Annotated in this window: 20 protein-coding genes; 11 read left to right on the top strand and 9 right to left on the bottom strand. The window is 62.2% G+C overall.

Annotation, left to right across the window (positions count from 1 at the left end; genetic code table 11):
• Positions 1-49: 49 nt before the first annotated feature.
• The 4 genes from HX824_RS02450 to HX824_RS02435 all read right to left on the bottom strand — a co-directional run bounded on the left by HX824_RS02450 (position 50) and on the right by HX824_RS02435 (position 5,154).
• Positions 50-811, bottom strand: coding sequence for a M15 family metallopeptidase (locus HX824_RS02450; RefSeq protein WP_177054094.1), 762 nt, complete (start codon positions 809-811; stop codon positions 50-52).
• Positions 812-878: 67 nt separating this feature from the next.
• Positions 879-2,399, bottom strand: coding sequence for a glycosyltransferase family 39 protein (locus HX824_RS02445; RefSeq protein WP_177054093.1), 1,521 nt, complete (start codon positions 2,397-2,399; stop codon positions 879-881).
• A 60-nt stretch (positions 2,400-2,459) separates the two neighbouring features.
• Complete coding sequence (gene arnT / locus HX824_RS02440; RefSeq protein ID WP_177054092.1) at positions 2,460-4,115, bottom strand: lipid IV(A) 4-amino-4-deoxy-L-arabinosyltransferase; 1,656 nt, start codon at positions 4,113-4,115, stop codon at positions 2,460-2,462.
• A gap of 355 nt (positions 4,116-4,470) precedes the next feature.
• The gene (locus HX824_RS02435; protein ID WP_003210274.1) at positions 4,471-5,154 is read right to left on the bottom strand and encodes a histidine phosphatase family protein; all 684 of its coding nucleotides are present in this window, start codon (positions 5,152-5,154) and stop codon (positions 4,471-4,473) included.
• A 346-nt stretch (positions 5,155-5,500) separates the two neighbouring features.
• Here HX824_RS02435 and HX824_RS02430 point away from each other — a divergent pair, with 346 nt between their 5' ends.
• From HX824_RS02430 to HX824_RS02410, 5 genes are all read left to right on the top strand, one after another.
• Positions 5,501-6,169 (top strand): ABC transporter ATP-binding protein, encoded by a 669-nt coding sequence (locus HX824_RS02430; RefSeq protein WP_177051741.1) that lies wholly within the window; start codon positions 5,501-5,503, stop codon positions 6,167-6,169.
• A 1-nt stretch (position 6,170) separates the two neighbouring features.
• Entirely contained in the window at positions 6,171-8,645 is a 2,475-nt protein-coding gene (locus HX824_RS02425; protein WP_177054091.1) for an FtsX-like permease family protein, read from the top strand.
• On the top strand, positions 8,635-9,699 hold the full coding sequence (locus HX824_RS02420; protein ID WP_102606242.1) for a lipocalin-like domain-containing protein: 1,065 nt from the start codon (positions 8,635-8,637) through the stop codon (positions 9,697-9,699). The genes HX824_RS02425 and HX824_RS02420 overlap by 11 nt, the downstream gene beginning before the upstream one ends.
• A gap of 143 nt (positions 9,700-9,842) precedes the next feature.
• The gene (locus tag HX824_RS02415; RefSeq protein ID WP_003210266.1) at positions 9,843-10,826 is read left to right on the top strand and encodes a hypothetical protein; all 984 of its coding nucleotides are present in this window, start codon (positions 9,843-9,845) and stop codon (positions 10,824-10,826) included.
• Between the two features lie 2 nt (positions 10,827-10,828).
• Positions 10,829-11,191: a hypothetical protein gene (locus HX824_RS02410; RefSeq protein WP_003210265.1), complete on the top strand. Its 363-nt coding sequence runs from the start codon at positions 10,829-10,831 to the stop codon at positions 11,189-11,191.
• A gap of 18 nt (positions 11,192-11,209) precedes the next feature.
• Here the strand turns inward: HX824_RS02410 and HX824_RS02405 are convergent, their stop codons facing one another.
• Complete coding sequence (locus HX824_RS02405; protein ID WP_003210263.1) at positions 11,210-12,307, bottom strand: SMP-30/gluconolactonase/LRE family protein; 1,098 nt, start codon at positions 12,305-12,307, stop codon at positions 11,210-11,212.
• Positions 12,304-12,981 carry a sterol desaturase family protein gene (locus HX824_RS02400; protein ID WP_177054090.1) on the bottom strand — a complete coding sequence of 226 codons (678 nt, stop codon included), beginning with the start codon at positions 12,979-12,981 and terminating at the stop codon, positions 12,304-12,306. The genes HX824_RS02405 and HX824_RS02400 overlap by 4 nt, the downstream gene beginning before the upstream one ends.
• Before the next feature lie 174 nt (positions 12,982-13,155).
• Between HX824_RS02400 and HX824_RS02395 the strand changes: the two genes are divergently transcribed.
• The gene (locus HX824_RS02395; protein WP_003210259.1) at positions 13,156-14,622 is read left to right on the top strand and encodes a hypothetical protein; all 1,467 of its coding nucleotides are present in this window, start codon (positions 13,156-13,158) and stop codon (positions 14,620-14,622) included.
• Here the strand turns inward: HX824_RS02395 and HX824_RS02390 are convergent, their stop codons facing one another.
• A complete protein-coding gene (locus HX824_RS02390; RefSeq protein WP_003210257.1) occupies positions 14,623-16,065 on the bottom strand; it encodes a PLP-dependent aminotransferase family protein in 1,443 nt (480 codons plus the stop codon).
• 130 nt (positions 16,066-16,195) lie between these two features.
• Between HX824_RS02390 and HX824_RS02385 the strand changes: the two genes are divergently transcribed.
• The 3 genes from HX824_RS02385 to HX824_RS02375 all read left to right on the top strand — a co-directional run bounded on the left by HX824_RS02385 (position 16,196) and on the right by HX824_RS02375 (position 19,266).
• A complete protein-coding gene (locus HX824_RS02385) occupies positions 16,196-16,831 on the top strand; it encodes a LysE family translocator (protein ID WP_102368673.1) in 636 nt (211 codons plus the stop codon).
• Between the two features lie 78 nt (positions 16,832-16,909).
• Positions 16,910-17,968, top strand: coding sequence for a diguanylate cyclase (locus tag HX824_RS02380; RefSeq protein WP_023658718.1), 1,059 nt, complete (start codon positions 16,910-16,912; stop codon positions 17,966-17,968).
• 68 nt (positions 17,969-18,036) lie between these two features.
• Positions 18,037-19,266, top strand: coding sequence for a M20/M25/M40 family metallo-hydrolase (locus HX824_RS02375; RefSeq protein ID WP_003210251.1), 1,230 nt, complete (start codon positions 18,037-18,039; stop codon positions 19,264-19,266).
• 150 nt (positions 19,267-19,416) lie between these two features.
• Here the strand turns inward: HX824_RS02375 and HX824_RS02370 are convergent, their stop codons facing one another.
• Together HX824_RS02370 and HX824_RS02365 are read right to left on the bottom strand one after the other, a co-directional pair.
• Entirely contained in the window at positions 19,417-22,488 is a 3,072-nt protein-coding gene (locus tag HX824_RS02370) for an efflux RND transporter permease subunit (RefSeq protein WP_177054089.1), read from the bottom strand.
• A gap of 2 nt (positions 22,489-22,490) precedes the next feature.
• Positions 22,491-23,597 (bottom strand): efflux RND transporter periplasmic adaptor subunit, encoded by a 1,107-nt coding sequence (locus tag HX824_RS02365; protein WP_003210248.1) that lies wholly within the window; start codon positions 23,595-23,597, stop codon positions 22,491-22,493.
• Positions 23,598-23,783: 186 nt separating this feature from the next.
• Here HX824_RS02365 and HX824_RS02360 point away from each other — a divergent pair, with 186 nt between their 5' ends.
• Together HX824_RS02360 and HX824_RS02355 are read left to right on the top strand one after the other, a co-directional pair.
• Complete coding sequence (locus HX824_RS02360; RefSeq protein WP_003210245.1) at positions 23,784-24,650, top strand: pirin family protein; 867 nt, start codon at positions 23,784-23,786, stop codon at positions 24,648-24,650.
• Between the two features lie 63 nt (positions 24,651-24,713).
• Complete coding sequence (locus tag HX824_RS02355) at positions 24,714-26,156, top strand: mechanosensitive ion channel domain-containing protein (RefSeq protein ID WP_177054088.1); 1,443 nt, start codon at positions 24,714-24,716, stop codon at positions 26,154-26,156.
• Positions 26,157-26,178 lie beyond the last annotated feature (22 nt).

Here is a 26,178-nt window from a genome sequence, read left to right as displayed (position 1 = left end):
ACGCTAGTTTTTGCCCCGGGCTTTATCAAGCTGAAGCTGTGTTGTGATGTTACCGCAGCGGTTCGATAGGGAAGTCCATCGGCTCGGCCCGCACCGGATTGCGGCTGTAGGTGAAGTGCCACCATTCGCCGGCATAACCGGTAAAGCCTTCCTTGGCCATCGCAGCGCTCAACCGTTGGCGATTCTGGCGTGCCGCCTGGCTGATGTGGGAGCTGTTGGTGTGGGCCATTTCGTCGAAGCAATCAAAACCGGTGCCCATGTCCAGGCCGCCATCGGGCAGGCGTCGACCGTAACCGGCGGCGCAATCCACCGCCGCGGTGTCGGCGTTCCAGGCCTGGGCTGGCAGTGCATCGGGGCCGGTCAGGGTCACGTCCACTGCCGCGCCCCGGGAGTGGTTGGAAACCTTGGCCACATAGCCCAGGCGCCAGAAATCCTGCTTGTTCACCCGGGGATAGAACTCGGCCTTGGCCGGATCCCCCGGCAGGCTGGCGAAGCGGCCCATGTTCGCGACGGCACGGCTGGGACGATAGCAGTCGAAGACCTTCAAGCCGTAACCCTGCCTGGCCAACTCGGCCTGGACCCTTACCAGTGCCTTTGCCGCGTCGGCAGACAGCACGCATTCGGCAGCGTTGTAGCCGTCCAGTGGCGCACCGGAGAAGTTATGGGGGCTGGCGTAGCGAATGTCCTGGGCGATGCTCGGGTCGAGGCTGCGCAGGTAAACCATGTTGGCCGGCATCGGCGTGTCTGCCGCTACCGGCGTGGCGAGCACTAGGAGGCTAAGGGCGGCAACTGCGGGGAAAGAGTAGGGCATGGGCGGCCGGGCTCGGACGGTGGCTTAGGCGCGCCACACTAGCAATGCCCGCCCCATGCCGCCAGAGCTACGGCGCGGCGCTGGGCACAAATGCCACGCTGCCACCGTCACGCTTGTGGAACAACCGTTCACCATTGTCCGGCTGGGTAGTGATGACCTGATGATCGTTGCCCAGGTAGGCCAGCGGCGTCGGGTCATCCTTGGTGGACTGCGCGACAATAATTGTGCGCTTGGGATCAAAGGGGCGGCCGCTGGTTTTTTCCAGCCAGGCCATGAACGCCGCACTGTCGCCCTGGCGCGGGAAGTCCTGGGTTTCGGCAACGTAGTAGAACGGCGTCCCGTGATTTTGCAGGTACATCGGTACCTTGTTGTCGACTTCCACCATCACCATCTGCCACGCGTTCCATGGCGCGCTTTTCACTGCTTGCGCTTGAACGTCCTCGGCGAAACGGGTCACGCCGCCATTGCCATTGGTCCACGGATACACCACCCCGAGTACCAGCAGCATCACCCCGGCAGCGATGCCGAACCCACGGTACCAACCCCGGCCGACCGTGCCTTTGCGGGCGATACGCTCACTGACCCACCACGCCGCCAGCAACTGCGCGAACGGCACCAGCGGCAGCACGTAGTAACTGCGCCGGCTGCCACTGGCGGTGAAGAACACAAACAGCAGGCCCAGCCCCCACACCAGCCAACGGGTGTTGGGCGGGGTGTCGCGCCAATGCCGCACGGCGAGCCACAGGCCCAGCACCCAGCACGGCGCCCAGGGCAAGGTGTAGGCCGGCAGGTAGATCAGGTAGGTGTAGATCGGCCCCATATGGTCGAACGGGTCGAAGAAGCGCACCACGTTTTCCCGGAACACCAGTTCCAGGCCGCTTGCACCGTAGGTCGGTGCGCCGTAGAGGTGGGACAGCACAAACGGGATCGCGTAGAACGCCCCGGCAATGATCACGGCCAGCACCAGCCGCAGGTTGAGGTGGCGTTTGTAGCGCTGTTCGCTGAGCAAGTGCGGCAACAGCACCAGGCCCGGCAGTACAAAGCCGATCAAACCCTTGAACAGTGATGTCGCCGCCAGTAACAGGAAGAACACCGTGTAGCGCCCCAGCCGCGTATCGTCCGGCCCGCGCCAATACCACCAGACGGCGGCGAGCACGCCGCATACGGTCAGCACGTCCGCCGTGGCCACCCGGGCCCAGAAGAGGAAGTAGAAGGTGGTCGCGAGCATCCAGCCGGCAATCAGGCCGGTGCCTTTGCGGAACAGTTGCTCGCCGATCAGGTACACCAGCCAGATGCTCAGCCACGCCGAGATCACCGATGACAAGCGCAACGACCACGGCCCCAGGCCGCCCATCAGGTTGGCAAACCCGGTGATCAGCCAATACGACGGCAAGGGTTTGTCGTAGTACGGGGTGCCCTTGAGGTACGGGTCGAAGTAGTCGCCGCTTTGCAGCATCTGCAGGGTGATGTTCGCCCAGCGGGTTTCCGGGCCCCACAGGTCGCGGGCGCCCAGGCCCAGCAGCAGGATCAGGGCCGACACGCCCAGGAGCAGCAGCAGGGCGCCGCGTTCGGTTTTCCAGAAGTTCATGGAGCGGTTCCGATGTGGGATGAGTGTTGAATGGGGTCACCCCACATTAGGGCGCCTGTGTTACGGCAATTGCGGGTAGATGATGATCTCCAGGTCACCCTTGTAATAACGCTTGCCCCCCAACGGCAGCTGGCCGGCTTCGCGCATTTCGCTGGTGCTCCTGACCCGCATCAGCACGCCCACCGGGCCTTGCTGGCGCGCCTGCTTGAGCCAGGCCTGAACGCTGTCCAGATCCACCTTGCGGTGCATCGAGTCGGCGTATTGCAGGCCGTAGCGCAGTTCGCCTTCAGTGTTGTAAAGCGTCACTTCCGGCCGGCGCAGGCGCCATGCCAGGGCCGACGCCGATTCCAGTTCGTTGCTCAGCAGCGCTTGGGTCTGTTGGAGCTCGTCCAGGTGCTGGAGCACGAACTGGTCAGGCATCTGGTTATCTTCGACCACCGCCGGCATGCCGGCGGGCAACAGCGCCACCAGCAGGCCAATGCCCAACGCCGGCATCGCCCACAGCGCCAGTGGGCGGAAGGCCTGAAGCAGGTTGGCGAGCATCCAGCCCATCAGCACGATGAACGTCAGGGACAGGTTGAACATCTCGCTGTGGCTGTTGCCGTACAACGGCCGGTCGATTTGCAGGTAGATCAGCGTCACCATCGCCGCGAGGCCGATGCCCAGGTTGAGCAGGCCATTGACGCGCAGCGTGCGGGTGCGGGCGTTGGCCAGTAGGTCAATCAACGCATGGCCCATCAGAAGTGCCAGCGGCAGCAGGCACGGCATGATGTAGGTCGGCAGCTTGCCGTTGCTCAGGCTGAAAAAGCCCAGGGGCAGCAGCAACCACAGCGCCAGGAAGACGATGGCCGGTTGGCGCTTTTCCTTCCAGGCCTTGCACAGTGTCGCCGGCAGCAGCGCCGCCCATGGCAGGCACGACACCACCATCAGCGGCAGGTAGAACCACCAGGGACGTGCATGCTGGGCATTGTCGGAGGCGAACCGGCGGATGTGCTCGTGCCAGAAGAAGAAACGCCAGTAGTCCGGTTCCTGCAGGTGGATCGTCAGCGCCCAGGGCAGGCACACCACGGCCGCCACCAGAATCGCCAGCGGCCCGTAGCGCAGCAGTTCCCCCAGGCGACGTTGCCAGAGCATGTAAGGCAGGGCGATCAACACCGGCAGCAACCACGCGAGGAAACCCTTGGTCATGAAACCCATGCCGCAGGCCACACCCAACAACGTCCAGCTGGCGAGGCGGGCACGGGGGGTGGAGCTGTCGAGGGCAAACCACAGCGCCGCCAGGCTCAGGTTGACCCAAAAGGTGAATTGCGGATCCAGGTTGGAATAACCGGCTTGCCCGGCCACCAGGCCGAAACTCATGTAGAGCAGCGCGCAGGCGAAGCTCTTGCGCGGGTCGTTCCACAGCCGGCGGGCGATCAGGTAGGCGAGCACGACGCTCAGGCCGGTGGTCAGGGCGGAAGCGATGCGCACGCCGAACAGGTTTTCACCGAACAACGCCTGGCCCAGTGCAATGAGCCAGTAGCCGGCTGCGGGTTTTTCGAAATAGCGCACGCCCATGAAGTGCGGTGCCACCCAGTTGCCGCTCATGAGCATTTCCTGGCTGATCTGGGCGTAGCGGGTTTCGTCAGGGATCCATAGGCCATGCAGGCCCAGTGGCAGTAGATAGAACATCACGAATGCCAGTAGTAATACGGGCAATGGTTTAAGGCGGGTCATGAATATTGCACTCTCAAGCGGTATTGACGGTAGATCAGCGCGAGCGCTGGATCAGCCATGCGCGAGGGGTGGAGGGTGGTCTTGGTCGGGTAAAAATGCGGCACAGAAAGTTATTCCTTGAACAGTCTGTTAGTGGGGGGGGGGGGGCGAAACTGAATATCCCTGTGCCCCAGTCAAGCTCGTTAAACGTGTGGCGTCCAATAAGTCATCGAAGGTCATCGTCATGTTGTTAACTTGTGAAAAGTTAGTGAGCTAATAAATTTTTGACAAAAATTCAATTAAAACCATAGACGATGCCACGGTCTGGCTGTCTTTTTGCTGAACGAACTTGAATGATTAAATGTTAAGAAGTGTTCTAAAGTTGTTTAAGCACGGCGGCCCAGTCCTTACTGTTCAAAATACCCAGCGCCTTGAACTTGCCATCGGGCAGCAGCTTTACAAACAATGCACTGCCGTATTCAGCATGGGCAGCGTGTGAGTAGCCCAATGCCTCCTCGAAGTCGCTGATGCAGGCGCTGTGGGTGACCACCAGCAGGTTGCGGTCCGCGTGTTTATGCGGGCGCAGTTCCTCGCCGATGGCAGGGCCGCAGATGGCCAGGGGGCCGGGTGACAGTTCGGCCTTGCCGAACATGAAAAGCGAGGTCTGCGCGGTACGGGTGGTGGGGCTGCTCAGTACGTCGGTGTTTTCCATGCCCAGGGTCTGGAAGGCCTTGCCCACGGCACTGGCAGACAACGAGCCGAGCGTGGTCAGGCCGTCTGCCGGGCCCAGGCAAGGGTTGTTGGAGCGGTCACAGCGTTCCTCATGGCGGACCAGCACCACCAGGTCTCCGTTACGCCAGGCTTCCAGGGTTCCGGAGGTGAGCAGGCGGTGGCCCACGCCCAGGTCCAGCGGCGATCTTGGCCACCAGATGAACGCCGTTACTGCCAGGCTGATCATCACGATACCTGCCACGCCCAGCCACAGTTTGTTCAGCTGTTTTACAAATGCCCAGCGCGAGCGAGACTTGCTCAGGGTCAGGTCAACCACACTATTCACCATTGGTAACTTCCAGGCGTTAATCCGGTAACTGGCAGCGGCAAGTTAGGCAGGCGCCAAGTGAGTAGCGCTGATGCAGGAATATGCAAAAGCGTGTCACAGGGGCGCTGTCTTTTTGCTGAACATACCGATATAAAAAATTGTTCACTTGCACTAACGGGCGTTTGAAATAACCAGCCTGTTATCTGCCCATGGACGGCAATTTAAAGTGCTGCAGGTGGCGGCCGAGTGAAATCAATGTGAAAAATTTGCGGTGAGTCATGGGGCGCTCCTTTTGCCCATGGTTGTGACATAAAAATGTGACAACCGTTATTCTCGGCCTCAGTCCAGAGGCAGGTGGGGAATGGCGATGCTGCAGGTACAAGGGGTGTTTAAAAGCTATGGCACGCCGCAGGGGCCACTGGCCGTGCTGGCGGGTGTCGACCTTTACCTGGGAGAGCGTAGCAGTCTTGCGCTGATGGGCGAGTCTGGGAGTGGAAAAAGTACCTTGCTCCACCTGGTGGCCGGGCTCGACCAGGTCGACCGTGGCCGCATCCAGGTCGGCGATCAGCACCTGGATCAGATGAGCGAAGCGCAGTTGGCCCACTGGCGTCGCACCGAGATCGGCCTGGTGTTCCAGCAGTTCAACCTGATCGGCAGCCTGCGGGTCGAAGACAACCTGGCCTTCCAGGCGCGCCTGGCCGGGCGCCTCGATCCGGCGTGGCAAGCGCAGCTTGTGGAGCGACTCGGCCTGGGTGACTTGCTCAGGCGTTACCCCGAACAACTGTCCGGCGGCCAGCAGCAACGGGTAGCGGTAGGACGAGCTCTGGCGTCGCGCCCCGGCTTGCTGCTGGCGGACGAACCCACCGGTAACCTCGACGAAGGCACCAGTGACGAAGTGCTGCAACTGCTGCTGGACCTGCTGCGGGACAGCCCGACCAGTTTGCTGATGGTCACCCACAGCCCCCGCATCGCGGCGCGCCTTGACCAGCAGGTGGTGTTGCATCGCGGCCAGGTACTCGCTGCGGACGCCCGCTGACATGCGGGTCTTCTATTGGACACTGCGCGCGCTGCTCAGCCATTGGCGTCGCCACCCTGTGCAATTCTTCAGTGTGCTCACTGGCCTGTGGCTGGCCACCGCGCTGTTGACCGGCGTGCAAGCCCTCAACAGCCAGGCGCGGGACAGCTACGCGCGGGCCAGCCAGCTGATCGGCGGCGAACCCCAGGCCAGCCTCAGTGCGCCGGACGGTGCGAGCTTCCCCCAGGCGCTGTTTGCCGACCTGCGCCGCGCCGGGTGGCCGGTGTCGCCGGTGGTGCAGGGCCGCGTGCAGCTCAAGGGCCATGAAGACCAGCGCCTGCAAGTGATGGGCATCGACCCGGTGTCGTTGCCCGGCGGTGGCGCGCTGGCCGGGCAGACCCTGGACCGGGCGCAGATGGTCGCGTTCTTCAACCCGCCGGGACGCACCTGGATCGCGCCGCAGACCTTGCAGTCTCTGGGCCTGAAAGAGGGCGACCAGCCGCTGACAGCCGCCGGGCTCGCGCTGCCGCCGCTGCATGTTCAAGCGGACATGGCCCCCGGCGTCTTGCTGACCGATATCGGCTTCGCCCAACCGCTGCTGGACATGCCCCAACGCCTGTCGCGGTTGCTGCTGGACAAGGCCTTTGCCGCCGCGCATCCCGCCCTGCCGCCGGAACTGGGCGCGCAACTGCAGCTCAAGCAGGCCGAGGAAAACAACCTCGCGCGCCTCACTGAAAGCTTCCATCTGAACCTCTATGCGCTGGGCTTTCTGTCCTTTGTGGTAGGCCTGTTTATCGTGCATGCCGCCATCGGCCTGGCGCTGGAGCAGCGGCGCGGCCTGCTGCGAACCTTGCGTGCGTGCGGGGTCAGTGCGCGGATGCTGATCCTCAGCCTGGCGGTGGAACTCGGTGGCCTGGCCGTGCTGGGTGGCCTGGCGGGCGTGGCCAGCGGGTACTTGCTGGCCAGCCTGTTGCTGCCGGATGTAGCCGCCAGCTTGCGCGGCCTGTATGGCGCCGAGGTACCCGGCCAACTGAGCCTCAGCCCGCTGTGGTGGCTCAGTGGCCTGGGCCTGGGTTTGCTCGGCGCGTTGCTCGCCGGGGCCAGCAGCCTGTGGCGGGCGGCGCGTTTGCCGCTGCTGGCGCTGGCCAATGCCCAGGCCTGGCACCAGGCCCATGGGCGCTGGCTGCGACGCCAGGGCTGGGTGGCGGGTTCGGCCTTACTGCTTGCGCTGTTGGCACTGGTATTTGGCGATAGCCTGGCCAGTGGTTTTGTCTTGATGGCGGCCTTGTTGCTGGGCGCTGCGCTGGGCTTGCCGGTGGTGCTCAATGGCGTGCTCAAGGCGGTATTGGGGCGCAGCCGTTCGGTGCTGGGGCAATGGTTTCTCGCCGATTGCCGCCAGCAGTTGCCGGCCCTGAGCCTGGCGCTGATGGCCTTGCTGCTGGCGTTGGCCGCCAATATCGGCGCGGGCTCGATGACCTCGGGCTTTCGCCAGACCTTCAACAACTGGCTGGAACAACGCCTGACCGCCGAGTTGTACCTCAACCCGCAAAATCCGGCCCAGGCCGAGGCGCTGCAAACCTGGCTGGTGCAGCAGCCCCTGGTGCAGACAGTGCTGCCGACCTGGCAGGTTGCGGTGCAACTGCAAGGCTGGCCAGCGGACCTGTTCGGCGTGGTCGACGATCCTACTTATCGCCAGCATTGGCCGTTGCTGGAAGCGGCGACGGACCCATGGGGCCAGTTGCTGCAGGACGACAGCCTGATGCTCAGTGAGCAAATGGCACGCCGGCTCAAGGTGCGGCTGGGCGATGTGGTCAGCATCCCCACGGCCCATGGTCCATGGTCGCCGAAGGTCGTGGGGATTTATGCCGACTACGGCAACCCCAAGGGCCACTTGCTGGTGAATTCGCGGCACCTGTTGCAGCACTGGCCGGGATTGTCGCCGGCGCGTTTCAACCTGCGGGTTTTGCCGGGCAACGTGCCGCCGCTGGTGCGTGCAGTACAGGAACGGTTTGCCCTCGAAGACAGCCGCATCGTCGATCAGCAGCAGCTCAAGGGCTGGTCGAGCCAGGTCTTCGAACGGACTTTTGCCGCCACCGCCGCCCTTAACAGCCTGACCCTGGGCGTGGCCGGCGTGGCGTTGTTCATCAGCCTGCTGACCCAGAGCCAAAGCCGTCTTGGCCAGTTGGCCCCGCTGTGGGCGCTGGGCGTGACGCGCCGCCAATTGATGCTGCTCAACCTCGGCCAGACCTGGCTGCTGGCGGTGCTGACCCTGGTGCTGGCGTTGCCGCTGGGCTTGCTGCTGGCGTGGTGCCTGGACGTGGTGATCAACGTCCAGGCCTTCGGCTGGCGCCTGCCGTTGCAGGTGTTCCCGGGGCAACTGGCGCAACTGCTGGGTCTGGCGATGCTGGCCACCTTGCTGGCTTCGGCCTGGCCGTTGTGGCAGCTGTACCGCAGTCGCCCGGCGGATTTGCTGAGGACCTTTGCCAATGAAGATTAAGTGCCTGCTATGGGCGACGTTCCTGCTGCTGGGCGCCTGCGACAAACCACCTGCACCTGAAGAAAGCTTCGCCGGGCTGGGCAGCCAGGCCGCGGACTTTGCCCAGGTGGTGCCCGGCAAGGTCTTCAGCTTTCCCCAGGACCATGGCCCCCATGACGGCTATCGCATCGAATGGTGGTACCTCACCGCCAACCTGAAGGATGCCGAGGGCAATGCCTACGGCGTGCAATGGACGCTGTTTCGCAACGCACTCAAGGCCGGCCCGACACAACCGGGCTGGCACGACTCGACGATCTGGCTCGGCCACGCCGCCGTCACCTCGGCCACCCGCCATTACGCCAGCGAACGCTACGCCCGCGGCGGCGTGGGGCAGGCAGGGGCCCAGGCGGTGCCGTTCAATGCCTGGATCGATGACTGGAATTTCGCCACCCGCCCCGGTGCAGCCAGCCCCCTGGCGGACATGCAACTCAAGGCTGCAGGCGAGCATTTCAACTACGACCTGCACCTGACCTCCAGCCGCCCGCTGGTGCTCCAGGGGGATAACGGCTACAGCCGCAAGTCCGACCAGGGCCAGGCGTCGTACTACTACAGCCAGCCGTTTTTCCAGGCAGATGGCCGCGTGACCATCGATGGAAAATCTTACCAAGTCACCGGCAACGCCTGGCTCGATCGCGAATGGAGCAGCCAGCCCCTGACCGCCAGCCAGACTGGCTGGGACTGGTTCTCCCTGCACCTGGACAGCGGCGAGCAGTTGATGCTGTTTCGGGTGCGGCAGAAAGACGGGCCGTCGTACCTGACGGGTACCTGGATCGACAAAGAAGGCCACACACAGACCCTGCACAACCAGGATATTCAACTGACGCCGCTGGGCACGACCGCGATCGATGGGCGCAGCATTCCCACCCAGTGGTCATTGAAGATCCCGGGCAAACATCTGGATATCACCACGGAAGCGGTCAACCCAAAAGCCTGGATGAACCTGAGCATTCCTTACTGGGAAGGGCCGGTGAAATTTCAGGGTGGGGTGGGGTATCTGGAGATGACGGGGTATTGAGTCCGACGATTTTTTGTAGGCCTTGATTACCTGCCAGGTAGGTGATTTCCCAAATGTAATTTCAGCTGTTCCAACCTTGTGTCCGGGCCGTGTTCGCCTGCCTATATTCCTGCGCCATATCCATTACATCAGGGATGTAAGTGATGGCGCAGGGATACATCAATGACCGCACCACGGACTACCTCAGTTTGAAATCCCGGTTACTGACCGGGGCCAGTGGGCAACTCTCCGATCAATTCGACGCGTTGAACCTGCATTTGCGTCAGGCAAGCCTGGTGACGCCGGGGCAGATGGTGATCGTTCCCGATGCCTACGCTGTGGCTTGCACTACTGATGATGCATGGTTGATGCGCCATGCCCAGGAGATTCAGCGCAATCTGGAGTTGGATGCCTCGGCTGGGGCGGCGGTGATCAATAACTATGATCTATTCCAGAGTTTATTGGCTTATAGCTCGGTGGGAGTCGGCAGTTCGACGGCGGCCTGGGGGCGACACCTGGACGAGGTTCAGCGCACTCTGGAAGAAATTGAGCGTTTGCATCAACAACTCAAGGATGGAGCCTTGAATAAGAAAGCGTTTATCCAGAAGCGGCAGATGTTGTTCCGGCGCTTGGATACTCAACTTCAAGGTGCGGCGCGATTTGGCACGAGCCTGAAAACCAATAAGTCACTGAAAAAAGTACTGGGTATTTCCACCAAGAGTTATCTGCACAAGAGTGAAATCGTGGGCTACACGCAGCGGATTCGCAGCATTGCCGAGACGTCGAGGTTTTTGGGCAAGGGGACGTATGTGGGGTTGGCGTTGGATGTGGGTGTGGCGGGGTTGGAGATCAAGGAAGCATGTATGGAGGGGCGGGAGGCGATGTGTAGGCGGGCGAAGTATGTGGAGGGTGGGAAGTTGGTGGGCGGGGTAGGCGGGGCCGCTATTGGAGGGACTCTGGGGGCTGCGCTCGGGAGACGTTTATGCGGGATAGTCATGGGGGTTGCGGTGAAAGGGCAGGGTGCGCTGGTCTGCGGGATCATCGGCGGTGCTGCCGGAGGTTATGCCGCCGGGAGTACGTTTGGGCGTGCCGGTGAATGGGGTGGAGAAATGATGGGTGACCTGATGTATCAGCCTGATGGGGCTTGATCATGTCTTATTATGATTTTTTCACTGTTACGTTGCTTTTATGGATGCTTATCAACTTGGGACTGTTGCTCTTCGTCGCGTACAGAAAACTCGATGAGTTGGAAAGCTATTTCACCGAAAACGAGGCCGTTCAACGCACCAAGCGTTTTTGGCGCAGGAATCTGCCGATCGACAAAACCATGCGAATGGTTGTGATCGTCGAGCTGCTGTCCATGCCAAAACGCCATTTGAAAAAGGGCGAGGTAACTGAGGCAGAGTTGACGTCCGTCCCCGTGGCCCTGAAGCGATGGGCAGTATGGCCCTATTACGGCGGAATGGTTTTGATGGTCCTGGCAATCATTTGGGAGGTCTGGTCCAAGCCATAGCCGAGGGGCTTTTTTTCGCTATTGCGCCAACGCCACTTTGAGTGGCAAGCGCGCCATACCGGTGTTTTTAAGCGAACCCAGATACAACCAGTCACCGTACTCACGTGCCGTGGTGACGGGCGAGTAGTTACCGCTGCTGCCATCCTGCAGGTTTGCGATGACCTTGCCGTTCACGTCCAGCCCGAGCACAAAGGCCTTACGCTCGATGGGCTTGGGCACCACCATCAGTGCCCGTACCATGATCTTGCGCATCAGCGGGTAGCCGGCAAAACCGTCGAGCAGCGGGTTGCGCGGTGAATACAAGGCAACCCAGAACCGGTCCTTGCCGTTGAAGCTGAGGTTGTCCGGCAGGCCCGGCAGGTTGTCGATAAACAGGTCGTGGACGCCGGCCTTGTCGCCCTTGAGCCAGTAGCGGCTGATGCGATAGGCGCCGGTTTCGTTGACCAGCACATAGTCTTCGTTCGGCCCCAGGGCCACGCCATTGGCGAATTGCAACTGGTCCAGCAATACCTCGGTGTGGCCGGTGCTGAAGTCATACCGTAGCAAACGGCCGTCACCGCCGTGCTCGATCACCGCCTCGCCGTCTTCCCCATAACCCCATCGGCTTGATGCATCGCTGAAGTACGCATAACGCCCGGCGGCGTCGACGGTGACGTCATCGACAAAGCCAAACGGCAGGCCGGCGGCGCTGGTGGCCAGGGTGGTGAGATTGTGCTGGGTGTCGAGGGCGAGCAGGCCCTTGATCCCATCGGCAATGATCAACCGCCCGTCCGGATGCAGGGCCAGGCCCAGGGGGCGACCCTGGGTGTTGGTCAGCTCTTCGAGAACGTGGCTTTCGGGGGCCGTGCGGATGATGCGCCCGTCATGCAGGCCGGTGATGAGGAACCCTTTGCCATCCAGCAACAAGGCTTCGGGCCCGGCGATGTCCTGGGCGCCGGTTCTTTTCACGTCCTTGAGGCGCTGGTTTTCGGCGTAGGGCCCGTCCTTCAGGGATGGCGCCTTGGGCGGCGACCAGTTGACCGGTTGCACTTTGGTGGGCATCAGCAGCAGGAAGGCGACGATGGCGGTCAGGATCAGCAGGACCAGACGACCAACGTTGCTTGGACGGGTACTCATGACGATTCCTGGTGATCAGTGGTGGGCGGTTCCCAATGCAGGGTGCCGAACAGATAGTCCATCAGCGGCAGGACGATATTGAAGTTGCGTCCCTGCATCAGTTCGCGCCGGTGATGCAGGGCGTGCAGGTGATGCATCTGGCGGATCCACGGCAGGCGGGCCACGGGGTGGTCGGGGGGCAGGTGTTCGCAGGCGTGGAAAAACTCGTAGAGCAGGTAACCGAGGATCATGCAGCCGGCGAACAGGCCGGCGACGTTGGGGTTGAGGTGTTTGAGCAGCCACCAGGCGGGGAGGGTGATGACCAGGCTGTGGACCAGGATGAGCCAGGCGGGGAACAGGATGACACGCCAGTCTCGCGGGCTGTCGTAGGTCATGTGATCGGGGGTGAAGAAGCTGTGGTGGTCACCGGTGTGGCGGGCGTAGAACAGGCGGGCGAAGGTGTGTTTGTGATGGCCCAGGTGACGGTGGACGAGATAGATACACAGGTTGAAGAAAATCAGGGTGAGGGGGATGGCCAGCCATTCCAATAGCTGGATTTGCCGGGTGGTGGACCAGAACAGGCTGATGCAGAGCAGGCCGTAGCCGAAAACGAAACCAGCGTGGAGCCACGGGTTGTAGCGGGGGTGGATGCTGGCGCGGTAGGTGGTGCGGAAGGCCTCGGTGGGGTGAGTCATTAGGGGCGCTCGGTGTTGTTTTTGTTGGGGATGAGCGTAGTCGGGATTGGCGCATCTATCCTGCCGCCATAAAAATACTGTACATGCATACAGTTATGTCCTACATTCCATCCCAGGTGACCGGATGTCGCCGATCACCTGAGCTTCAATTTTTTAACTATGGATGGATAAAAAATGAAATCGAAAAAAGCGTTCATGCTCGGAGCCGCCATCGCGGCGTCCTGCTTCGTTTCGGCCTGCGCCCTGGCCGAACAATCTCCTGCACACTTGACGCCGCAACCGTTGCAGCAAGCCGTGCAGCAAGCCCTCAAGAGTGGCGGCAACGTCACGGCGCAGAAGGCGTCGGCTGCCTTCCTGGACAAAATCAAAACCTCGCAGCAGCTGAAAAAGCCGGTGCAGGCTGCCAAGGCCTTGAGCGGGGTTGTGGTCGCCGAGCCTGTACAGGCAGATAGCGCCAAGGTGGATGCCCAGGCCGTGGCGGCCCAGGCGTTCACGCCGCTGTGCCAGACCCTCGGTATCAACCAGATGTATAACCTGGACGGTGTGCAAACCGGCAACGACGTCTGCTACCACTTCAACGTGCCGCAAAAAGCACGGGCGACAGTGATGCTGGTAGGGCAGAGTGCTGCCACCAACATGTCCCTGACCCTGTTCCAGGACGACGGCCAGAACAACATCACTTCTCTCGGCACGTCGGATAACCCGGGCAATGCCAACGAGGTGTTGGCTGGGGTACTGCCACCTGGCGACTACTACTGGTTCATGCATGCCAATTCCGCTGACGGTTCGCCGTTCAGTTTCGGCGTGGATATCAACATGACGATTGACGATTTCGAGCCTAACGACAGTTTCGAAACGGCTTATCAACTGCCGGATACCCTGAACTACGTCACGGGTAACTCCGACACGGCGACCGATGAAGACTACTTCTCCTTCAAGGCCCTGCGCGGGCAGAAGGTCAGTGCCTATTTCGACGGTGTGAACGAGAGCGATCGGGGCCAGTGGATTTCCGAGTATTTTGACGGCGTCAAATGGATCCCGATCAGCCCCAAGGCGAAAATCACCTGGCCAACGCCATCGGTTAATGGCGTGGTGAACGTACGGGTGCGGCCTAACCCGGCCGCAACCTGGAAGGCTACGGCGCGCTACAAGCTGTCGCTGGGCTCCACACCCGAGGTGTTGAGCCACAGTGTGCAAGGTGACAACGTGGTGCGGATCCCGGCTTCGGCCAATGACTACGACCCGTTCATGACCACCCAGGCGGCACGTGACTTGAGCTGGGCCGTGACCTGGGCCGACAGCACCGGTAAACGCCTGCAGGGATTGACCCCGTATCTGCAACTCGACAAGCACGTCAACCGCAATACCTACCTGCCGGTGTACATCCCTTACTACGGTTCGGTAACCGGCGTGTCGGGCGCGGCATCCGGTACGGTCAACCTGGGCAACTGCGCGGGTGAGGCGACTGTCAGGTATGTGTCCTACGACTCGGGTTACAAAAATACCTGGGAGACCAACTACAACTTCGCCGTCTGGCGCCTGCGCATCGAGGAGTACCCGGATGTCGGCGTGGGTGGCGACGCTACCCCGGTCAGCATGGCTCATATCTGCAGCCAGCGCGTGATCTCCAGTGAACGGTGATCAACCCTCCGCTTGATCCGTAACCCCGGCGCCAACTCTTCGGGTTGGCGCCCCCAGCAACCCTTCAAACTGCGCCTGAACCCGCCCTTCGTCGCAATGCGCCACATTAAACCGCATGAAATCCCGCAACCTCGGCTCATACCCGAACAACGCCCCCGGCGCCAACACCATCCCACGCTTCAACCCTGCTTCAGCCAACCGCTCACCATTTACCCCCGCCGGCAACCGCGCCCAGATAAACATCCCCCCCTCAAACCCCATCGGCAATTCACACCCACAACGCCGCAGCCACTGCTCAACCCGCCCACCGGCCTCCAGCAGCCGCTGAACCATGCGCTTGCGATGCCTGGCATACCCACCCTCACTCAGCAGCCGATACACAATCTGTTCGAACAGCTCGGACGTTATGCCGCCGCTCATCAACTTCATATTGGTCAGATTCGCCGCCAATTGCGGCGCCGCCACCACATAACTGACCCGCGCATTCGCCGTCAGCACCTTCGAAAACCCCGACAGGTACGTCACCTGCTCCAATCCCGCCAAAGTCGCCAGACGCGGCGGCGGGTTAGGGTGCAAATCCCCGTAAAGATCATCCTCAACGATATGGCAGCGATACTCCCGGGCCAGTTGCAACAACCGAAATGCCTGGCTCGGACTGAATGAATGCCCGGTGGGGTTGTGCAACACGCTGGTGGTCAGGTACAGGCTGGGACGATGCTCCGCCAACAACTGCTCCAACGCGACAAAATCAAACCCGTCAGGCCGCCGGGCGATCGTCACCACCTTGACCCCATGCAACGCCAGGTTCGCGTGGAAGTTGAAATAACACGGTGCATCCAGCAGCACCGTGTCCCCGGGCCGCGCCAGCAGGCGCATGAGCATGTCCAGGCCTTGCACCGTGTTGGGCGTGGTGATGATTTGTTCCACCGGCACCGACAACCCTTCACCGTGCAGTTTCTGTTGCAGCGCCTGGCGCAACGGCAGCAGGCCCGCAGGGGTGCCCAGTCCGGCGATGCGCAGGGTAGGGGCGCGCACTGCGCTGCGCATGGCCTGGCGCAGGGCTTCGGAATCCAGCCAGTCTTCCGGCAGATGGCCGCCGCCGGGGCGCAGGTCGCCCTGGGCCATGGCCAGGGGGCGGCGCAGTACGCTGAGCAAGTCCTGGGGCAGCAAGTCGACCCAGGTGCTGGACGACGGCTGTGCCAGGCTGCTGGCGACAAAGTGCCCGCGGCCCTGGCTGGAGGTCAGGAGGTGACGCCCGCGCAGGCGATCCAGCGCTTCATTCATGGTGAATTTTCCGACGCCCAGCAAGGCTCCCAACTCACGCACCGAAGGCAGTTTGCTGCCAGCGGCCAATTCGCCTTGCTCGATCGCATGGGCCAGGGCATCGACGATCTGCTGCACCTTCGGTGCTCGGTCATGAAAGTGAATCGCAGGAATGGGCATCACACTGTCCTTAAGTTTGCCGCCAACTTCACCGGTAAAGTCTGCGCGTATATCCGTAGAGTTTACCTGCCTGTGGCGGCATGTGCGCCCTAGACTGCAAGCCCTCTTTCCTGCTGTGAAATTCCACGCCATGGCCACCGCGCTGACGCTGTCTTCGTTTTTGTATTTCCTGCTGCTGTGCACCACCCTGGCCTTCAGCCCCGGGCCCATGACCTTGTTGTTGCTCAGCCTCGGCCTGAAGGACGGCCTGCGCCGCTCCCTGCCGGCGCAGTTCGGGGCGAGTGTTTCCTACCTGGTGTCGATCCTGATCTTTGCCGTGGGTTTTTCCGAGCTGATCAAGGATTACCCGCTGATCACCCGGATCATCCAGGTGGTAGGCGTGGCCTACATCCTTTACCTGGCCTACAAGCAATGGACCAGCAGCGGAGTGACCATCAAGACCAACGATGCAACTACGGAAAATGCCCGCAGTCTTTTCGGCAAGGGCCTGCTGACCGGGTTGTCGAATCCCAAGGCGATCATTCTGTTCAGCGCGGTATTCCCGCAGTTCGCCGCCATCGGCCAGGGCAGTGCCGCCGCCGACATCGCGATCCTCGGCCTGACCTTCCTGCTGCTGCAATTTGCCAGCGGCTGCCTGTATTGCTACTTCGGCCAGCGCATCAAGCACGTGCTGGAAAACCCCAAGCGCCGGGTGTTGCTGCAACGGGCCACGGCGGTGTTGCTGCTGGGGGTGGCGCTGATGCTGGCCAGGGGCTTTTCCAGCTGAAGGCCAGCTTATGAGCGGTAGTGGCGATCTGCCGGTGCCCTGATAGACTTCGGGCATTCATCCAGGATCAAGCCAGACATGCCAGCCGCAGGAGGAAACGGACTTTCGCTAGCTTCACGCTTGTACAAGTCGCGCACCCTGGGATTGACCCTCGGGTTTGTCTGTGTGGCCGCCGCCATCTACCCGCTGGATAAATCCGCTTGGGTCTGGGGAGTGATGATCGCCAATGCCTTCATCTGGCCGCATGTGGCCTACCAATGGTCGCGGCACTCGAAAAACTCCCTGCGCTCGGAACACCGCAACCTGCTGTTCGACTCGTTTTGCGGCGGGTTCTGGGTTGGCGCCATGCAGTTCAACCCGCTGCCCAGCGTGACCACCTTGTCGATGATGACCATGAACAACGTCGCCATCGGCGGCCCGCGCTTCATGCTCGCCGGTTGGGTGGCCCAGGCGCTGGGCATCGGCGCCTCGATGCTGGTGTTCACTCCGGCGGTGACCGCCCTCACCAGTGAAGTGCAGCTCTACGCCTGCCTGCCGATCCTGATGCTGTATCCCCTGGCGCTGGGCTGGATCTGTTACCGGCAAGCGATCACCCTGGCCCGGCACAAGCGCGAGTTGCTGGCCCTGAGCCGCACCGACAGCCTGTCGGGCCTGCTCAACCACGGCGCCTGGAAAGACCACCTGGAAATCGAGTTCCAGCGCTGCCGCCGCGACCAGCAGGGCGCCGCCATCGCGTTGATCGACATCGACCACTTCAAGACCATCAACGACACCTACGGCCATGTCACCGGCGATATCGTGCTGCGTCAATTGAGCAAAGTGCTGCGCCAGAACCTGCGGGCCACTGACCTGGCCGGGCGCTATGGCGGCGACGAATTCTGCGTGATCCTGCCGGACATGCCCCTGAACCGCGCCACCGAGGTGATGGACGCCCTGCGTGATCGCTTCAACTCCCTGGCCTACGCACAGGACCCGACCTTGCGCGCCAGCCTGAGCATCGGCCTGGCGCCATACCGGCCGGCACACGCCGACGCCACCAGTTGGCTGAACGATGCCGACCAGGCCTTGTACGAGGCCAAGAGCAGCGGGCGCAACCGGGTCAGTTCGGTGCAGGGAAGTTGGTTGAGGTCGATCTGAGGATCAACAAATCGGTGTTTGTCAGGTAGGGTGGAGCGCTACCTTCCAACAAAAACAAGGATCGGTTCATGCTCTTCAACTTCCCGCGTACCTTGCTGGCGGCCACCCTGGCGCTGTCTTTCGCCATGCCGGCCTTCAGCGCCGAACCCCACAAACAGATCCAGGCCGATTCCGAGCAGTACAAGGCCGACGCCTTGAAACTGCTGGAGCGCCTGGTGAATATCGATTCGGGCTCCGGCTACGAGCCGGGCCTGACCCAAGTGCGTGACATCGCTGTCGACGAGCTCAAGCAACTGGGTTTCAGCATCCAGTTGGTGCCGGATGCCGCGGCCCATAACAGCCATGTCATCGCCACCCTCAAGGGCACCGGCAAGGCCAGGATCCTGCTGATGGCCCACATGGACACGGTGTTCAAGGAAGGCTCGGCGGCTGCCCGGCCGTTCCACATCAAGGACGGCCGCGCCTATGGCCCGGGCGTAATGGATGACAAGGGCGGCATCGTCGCCGGCATCTACGCCTTGAAGGTCCTGAAAAACCAGGGCTTCAAGGACTACGCACAAATCACTTTCCTGCTGGACGCCAGCGAAGAAACCGGCACCGACGGCGCGTCCGAGCTGATCCGCAACACCGCCAAGGGCCACGACGTGACGCTCAACCTGGAACCGGGTCGCCCGGCCGATGGCCTGGTGGTATGGCGCAAAGGCAGCGCCACCGCCGTGGTCGAGGTCAAGGGCAAGGCCGCCCACGCCGGCGTCGCCCCGGAATTGGGGCGCAACGCGGCGATGGAAGCGGCGCACCAGATTCTGCAACTGGGCAAGCTGGGGGATGCCGAGAAGAAAACCACCATCAACTTCACCGTGATCAACTCCGGCGACCGGGTCAACGTGATCCCCGACCAGGCCACCGCCAAGGCGGATGTACGGGCGGCGTTGCCGGAAGAGTTTGACCGGATCGAGAAAGACCTGGCACGGGTCTCGGCCAACAAGCTGATCCCCGAGACTGAAGTGACCACCAGTTTGCACCGTGGCCTGCCGCCGATGCCGCAGACGCCGGAGTCGGACAAGCTGGTGGCGATTGCCCAAGGGATTTATGGCGAGTTGGGGCGCAAGCTGACCATTGAGGGCAGCGGCGGGGCGGCGGATGCGAGCTTGTCGGCTGGCGTGGGTACGCCGACCCTGGACGGGTTCGGGATTGTCGGGGGCAATATCCATACGCCGGAGGAATATGCCGAGGTGGAGAGCGTGGCGCCGCGGATTTATCTGCTGAGCCGGATGATTATGGAGCTCTCCAAGCGCTGACTTAAAAACGCCACACCTCTAAATGTGGGAGCGGGCTTGTGTGGGAGCGGGCTTGCTCGCGAATGCGGTCTATCAGTCGACATCTGCTTATCTGGTACACCGCTTTCGCGAGCAAGCCCGCTCCCACACTGTTCTGTGGTGTTGGTTGGATCAGATTGCAGGCACCACTTCCCGGGTCTTCTCCCGCCCCAGCACCAAACTGCACAACGCCGGCAAGAACAGCAACGTCAACACTGTCCCCACCAGCACCCCGCCAATCAGCACATACGCCAGCGACGACCAGAACACCGACAATGTCAGCGGAATAAACGCCAACGCCGCCGCCAGCGCGGTCAGGATCACCGGGCGTGCCCGGCGCACCGTGGCCTCGATGATCGCCTCGCGAATCACCATGCCCTGGTCCTGGTTCTGCCGAATCTGGTCGGTAAAGATCAGCGTATTGCGCATCAGAATCCCGCCAATCCCGATCAACCCCAATATCGCGTTGAACCCGAACGGCTGGTTGAACAGCAGCAGCGTCGGCACCGCCCCGATCAGCCCCAGCGGCGCGGTGGCGAACACCATGAACATCACCCCGAACGAACGCACCTGGAACATGATCACGGTCAACGTCAGCAGAATCATGATCGGGAACAGTGCCGCCAGCGCCACGTTGGCCTTGGCGCTTTCTTCCACCGGGCCGCCGATGACGATCTGATACCCGGCCGGCAGCTTGGCGATCAGGGGTTGCAGGTCCTTGTACACCGCCATTTCCACATCTGGCGGCTGGGTGCCGTCGACGATGTCGGCGCGCACTTCCACGGTCAGCGCACGGTTGCGGCGCTTGAGGATCGGTTCTTCCATCACCGCCTGGAAATGCCCGACCTGGGCCAATGGCACCGAGACACCGGCACTGTTGGTCAGGGTCATATTGTCGAGGTTGCCGAGGTCTTCGCGCTGGCTGCCCTGGGAGCGGGCAACCACTGAAACGGTGCGATTGCCTTCGCGCACTTCGGTAATCGGGTTGCCGCTGAGCAACGCGTTGAGCTGGGATTTCACCCCGTCGGGGGTAAAGCCCAGCAGGCGCAGGCGGTCCTGGTCGAGTACCAGGCGGTAACTGCTGGCGCGCTCGCCCCAGTCGAGGAAGCTGTCCCGCGTGAGTGTGTTGGCGGCGACCACTTGGCGCACGTCTTCAGCCAGGCCGCGCAGCACATTCAGGTCGGGGCCGGACACGCGAAACACCACCGGGAAGGGCACCGGCGGGCCGAATACCAACTGGGTGACGCGCACCCGCGCCGATGGAAATTCGCCGGCCGCGATGCGTTCAGCCATGCGTTTTTTCAGGCTGTCCCGGGCATGGGCGTCGGCGGTCTGCACGATCAGCTTGGCGAAGGCGGGGTCTGGCAGCTCAGGGTTCAGCGACAGGAAAAACCTTGGTGCACCACCGCCGACATAGGTGTCGACCATCACGGTTTGCGGCTCCTCCATCAGCGCCTTTTCCACCTGCGCCGCTACCGCCTCGGTGCTTTTGAAGGCGCTGCCCGGTGGCATGTACACCTCCAGAATCAGCTCGGAACGGTCGGAGTTGGGAAAGAACTGCTTCTTCACCACGCCCATGCCCAGGCCACACAGCACAAAGGCCGCCACCACCAACCCGGTGACCAGCCAGCGTCTGCGCACGCAAGCGTCCACCAGGCGCCGCAGTTTCTGGTAATAGCGCCCGGCGTAAATTGCGTCGTGGCCGCCGACAACCGGCTCGATGTGCGGCAGCAGCTTGACCCCCAGGTACGGGGTGAACACCACCGCCACCAGCCACGAGGCGATCAGCGCAAAACCGACGATCCAGAAAATATTCCCGGCATATTCACCGGCCCCCGAGCGGGCAAAACCCACCGGCAGGAAGCCGATAATCGTCACCAGCGTGCCCGTGAGCATCGGCGCGGCGGTGGAACTCCAGGCGAAGGTGGCCGCGTGGATCCGGTCAAAACCTTCCTCGAGTTTGACCACCATCATCTCGATCGCAATGATCGCGTCGTCCACCAGCAGGCCCAGGGAAATGATCAACGCGCCCAGGGTCACCCGGTCGAATTCGCGGCCGGTCATCAGCATGATCACAAACACGATCGACAAGGTCAGCGGCACCGCAGCGGCCACCACCAGCCCGACGCGGAACCCCAGGGCCAGCAGGCTGATGACCATCACCACCGCCAGGGCGACGAAGAACTTCAGCATGAACTCGTTGACCGCCAGGCTGATGTTTTTCGCCTGGTCGGAGACCTTGGCGAAGTTGACCCCCAGCGGCAGGTCGGCCTGGATTTTCGCTTCCTGGGCCTTGAGGGCCTTGTCCAGTTCCAGGCCGTTCCAGTGCTTCTCCATGATCACCCCGAGCATCAGCGAGGGGTCGCCCTGATGACGGATACGGTAGCTGGGCGGGTCTTCATAACCCCGGCTGACGGTGGCCACATCGGCGATGCGCAGCAGCTTGCCGTTGGCTTCCAGCGGGACGTTTTCGATCAGCGCCAGGCTGTCGAAGGCCCCGTCGATACGGATATAGGCGCGTGCCCCGGCGGTCTCGACAAAGCCTGAAGGCGCCACGGCATTCTGGGCGGCGAGGGCGGCGAAGATCTGCTCGGGCTTGATGCCCAAGGTGGCCAGGCGCTCATAGGAAAACTCGACGAAGATCCGCTGCGCCTGTTCGCCGAGGATATTGACCTTCTTCACTCCCGGCAGATTGAGCAGGCCCTGGCGCATGTCCTCGGCCATTTGCACCAGTTGCCGGTGGGGCAGGTGTTCGGCCTCCAGCGCGTACAGGGAAAAGTACACGTCGGAGTATTCATCGTTGAAGAACGGCCCGATCACCCCCTTGGGCAACTTCGCGGCTTCGTCGCTGAGCTTTTTGCGGGTCTGGTAGAACAGGTCCTGGATCTCGCTGGGACGGGTGGACTCCAGGTACGTCATGCGCATCGAGACGAAGCCCGGTTGGGCGATGGTTTCGACGCGGTCGTAATAGTCCAGCTCCTGCAGGCGTTTTTCCAGGCGGTCGGCCACTTGCTCCTGCATCTCTTGCGCGGTGGCGCCGGGCCAGGCGGCGGTGATGGTCATGACCTTGACGGTGAACGAAGGGTCTTCGGCGCGTCCCAGTTTGCCAAAGGCAAAGACCCCGGCGGCGAGGATCGCGATGATCAGGAACAGAGTGACCGCGCGATGCTTGACCGCCAGTTCGGAGAGGTTGATCCCGCGCATTATCAGTGTTCCTGCTGACGGTTGAGGGCCAATACCTGGGCCGGCAACAGGCGTACCGCGTCACCGCTGTGCAGCAGGTGCGCGCCGAGGGCGACGACTACTTGGCCGGGGTCCACGCCACTGTCCAGCAACGCGTCCTCCTGGCCGAGGCTGGCGACGTTGACCGGGGCGAAGCTGACCTTGTCATCGGCGCCAATCACCCACACACCGGTGCCTTTGCCGGCATCCTGCAGCGCCCCGATGGGCACGCGGGTCTGTTGCGCCTGGCCGTTACCTTGCAGGCGCACGGTGATGGTCGAGCCGAGAGCGAAGCGGTCGACGGGGCCATGCAAGACATAGCGGGCCCGGTAGGTGCGGGTGGTCGGGTCGGCGCTGGCAGACAGCTCGCGCAACGTGGCGGTCACTGCCTGCTCAGGGGCGCCGAAGGGGAACGCCAGGGCTTTTTGCGAAGCCTGGTCGCGCTGGTTTTCCGGCAGGTTGACGATGGCTTCCCGGGCGCCGTCGTGAGCCAGGCGCGCCACCACTTGCCCCTCGGCGACCACTTGGCCGCGGTCCACCCGCACGTCGGTGATGATGCCGTCGCTGTCGGCCCTGAGCACCGAGTAGGTGCGGCGGTTTTCGATCTGGCTGGCGTCGGATTGCGCGGAGGCCAGCTCGGCTTCGGCCACCCGCAGGTTGGTGGCGGACTGGTCGAAAATCTGCCGCGACACGGCGCCGGTATTGGCCAGGCGCTGGTAGCGGGATTCATCGTCCCGGCGTTGGCGCAGTTGCGCCTGGGCCGCATTGACGCGGTTTTTTGCCGAACGCAGGGCCAGTTCGAAGTCGCCGATATCCAGCACCAGCAAAGTGTCGCCACGGTTGACGTGCTGGCCGGGATCAACCTTGCGCTCGATCACCTTGCCGCTGACGCGAAACCCCAGGTCACTTTCCGTGCGCGCGGCCACTACGCCGGTGTAGGCGCTTTGCTGGCTGCCGGCGGCTTCGACCTTGGCGGCCAGCACCGGGCGGGGCAGGGGCGCTTCGGCGACGGGGTCGGCCTTGTTGTTGCAGCCACTGAGTACCGCCAGCAGGGCCAGGGGGGTGAGAAGACGCAGGGGGAGAGGGTTCATGTCGGGCTCCGTGGGGCGGGGTGAGCTAAAAATTACGCTTGTAATATTTGTCGCCATATTATGGTCGAAATATAAAATAATCCAGCCCCGAGTCTTTGTTCCACTGATGGGACGATCAGGGCCGATTTTGCCGTCTAGCGCGGAATTGGTATCGGATTTAAGGTGTATCCATTACTGGAGACACATATGAAAAAGATCATCGGCATCTACACCAGCCCACGTGGCCATTGGGTCGGCGACGGCTTTCCGGTTCGCACGCTGTTTTCCTACGACACCATGGGCAAGCAGATCAGCCCGTTCCTGTTGCTGGATCACGCCGGTCCTGCGGCGTTCACCCCGACCGAGCAACGTCGCGGCGTGGGCCAGCATCCTCATCGCGGTTTTGAAACCGTGACCATCGTCTACAAGGGCGAAGTCGAGCACCGCGATTCCACCGGCGCCGGCGGCACCATCGGCCCGGGCGATGTGCAATGGATGACAGCCGCCAGGGGCATCATTCACGAGGAGTTTCACTCCGAGGCGTTCGCCCGCAGCGGCGGGGCCCTGGAAATGGTCCAGTTGTGGGTCAACCTGCCGGCCAGGGACAAAATGACCGACGCCGGTTACCAGACCATCCTCGATGGCGATATTCCGACGCTGCCCCTGGCCGACCACGCCGGCAGCCTGCGCTTGATCGCGGGCGAGTTCGACGGGGTCAAAGGCCCGGCTCGTACCTTCACACCGATCGACGTGTGGGACATGCGCCTCAAAGCCGGCCGCTCTGTGACGCTGGACCTGCACGCCGGGCGCAACACCGCGCTGGTGGTGTTGCGCGGCACGGTGCGGATCAACGGCACTGAAGTGGCGCGGGAAGGGCAGTTGGCACTGTTCGAGCGCGATGGCACGCAACTGCGCCTCGAGTCCAGCGACGACGCCATGGTGCTGTTGCTCAGCGGCGAGCCGATCGACGAACCCATCGTCGGCCACGGCCCGTTTGTGATGAACACCGAGCAGGAAATCCACCAGGCGTTTGCCGACTATCAGTCCGGGCAATTCGGGCAGATGCAGCGCTAGGGCGCTATACCCTCCAAAGGCATTTCATGCGATCTTCATGGCATTCGCCCTGGAGTCGCCTGAATGCCCTCATTTATCTCCGATCACCCGATGTTCTGTGCCTTGGCGCTGGTGCTGATCGACATTGCCGTATGGCGCTTGATCTCTGCCGATTTCGCCAATTGGAAGCTGGCGGCGCGGCTGGTGATCTTTGCGGTGTTCAGCGCTGTGCTGTTCAACGAAGGCATGAACCCGATGCAGGTCGCGCCGTTCGGCGACAACGTGGCGCTGCATTTGGCGGCAACGGCGTTCCAGATCGGCTGGTGGCTGTTTGCGGCGCGCACCCTCACGGTATTGCTCGGCGCGGTGATGATGCAGCGGGTCGGCCACACCGGGCGGCTGTTGCAGGATCTGGTGGGCGCGGTGATCTTCCTGATCGCGATCATCGCCGCCATGGCCTACGTGCTCGACCTGCCGGTCAAGGGCGTACTGGCCACTTCCGGCGCGGTGGCAATCATCGTCGGCCTGGCGTTGCAAAGCACCTTGAGCGACGTGTTTTCCGGCATCGTGCTCAATACCACCAAACCCTACCAACTGGATGACTGGATCTCCATCGACGGCACCGAAGGCCGGGTGATCGACATCGACTGGCGCGCCACCCAACTGCAAACCTCCCAGGGCAGCCTGGCGGTGGTGCCCAACTCGTTGGCGGCCAAGGCCAAGATCATCAACTTCTCACGTCCCGCAGATATGTTTGGCTTGGCGGTCAGCCTGCAGGTCAGCCCCCATGCGCGGCCCCAAACCGTGCTGGATGCGCTGGAGCGGGCGATGCAGGGGTGTCGCCCGTTGTTGGCCAAGCCGGCGCCGAGCGTGGCGTTCAAGACGTCGGCCAGTGGTGGCGTGGAGTATGAGATCAGCGGGTTTGTGCCGGCCATGGCGCTTAAGCGTGAGGTGCGCAATCAGCTTTATGATTTGGCGTTTCGGCATTTGCAGGCGGCGGGGGTGAGTTTGTTGTCGGCGGCCGAGAGTAATGCGCCGGTGGCGGTTTCCCGGGCTCGGGCGTTGTTGGAGAGCTCATCTATTTTCTCGACGTTGAGGCAGGAGGAGAAGGAGACATTCAGCCAGAACATGACGCTGCAGACCTTTCGCGCCGGGGACATGATTTTGCCGGCGGGGGAGGTGAGTGATCATCTTTTTATCATCGAGTCCGGGGTGATTTCGGTGATGCTGACCAAGGCCGGACACAAGTTTGAAGCGGGGCGGATGGGGCCTGGGGAGGTGATTGGTGAGGCCGGGATTTTGTCGGAGCAGGGTGTGCCTGCGGACTTTTCGGCGAAGACGTTTTGTACGTTGTATAGGATTGAGAAGGAGTATCTGAAGCCTTGTCTGGATGCTCGGCATGACATCAGTGAGGCGATGAAAAGCCTGCTGGATTTCAGGTTGCATGCGGCTCAGAGTTTGACGCAGGAGGCGCCTGTGGTGCCGGTTAAGAAGGGGTTTATGCAGTGGCTGCGGAGTCGGGCCTGAAGGTGTACATATCCGTTGCTGC

The organism is Pseudomonas sp. D4002 (assembly GCF_013385665.1).
In the GTDB taxonomy this organism is placed as follows: domain Bacteria; phylum Pseudomonadota; class Gammaproteobacteria; order Pseudomonadales; family Pseudomonadaceae; genus Aquipseudomonas.
The sequence above is the reverse complement of the archived record's forward strand: the minus strand, read 5'-3'. Positions and strand labels throughout refer to the sequence as shown.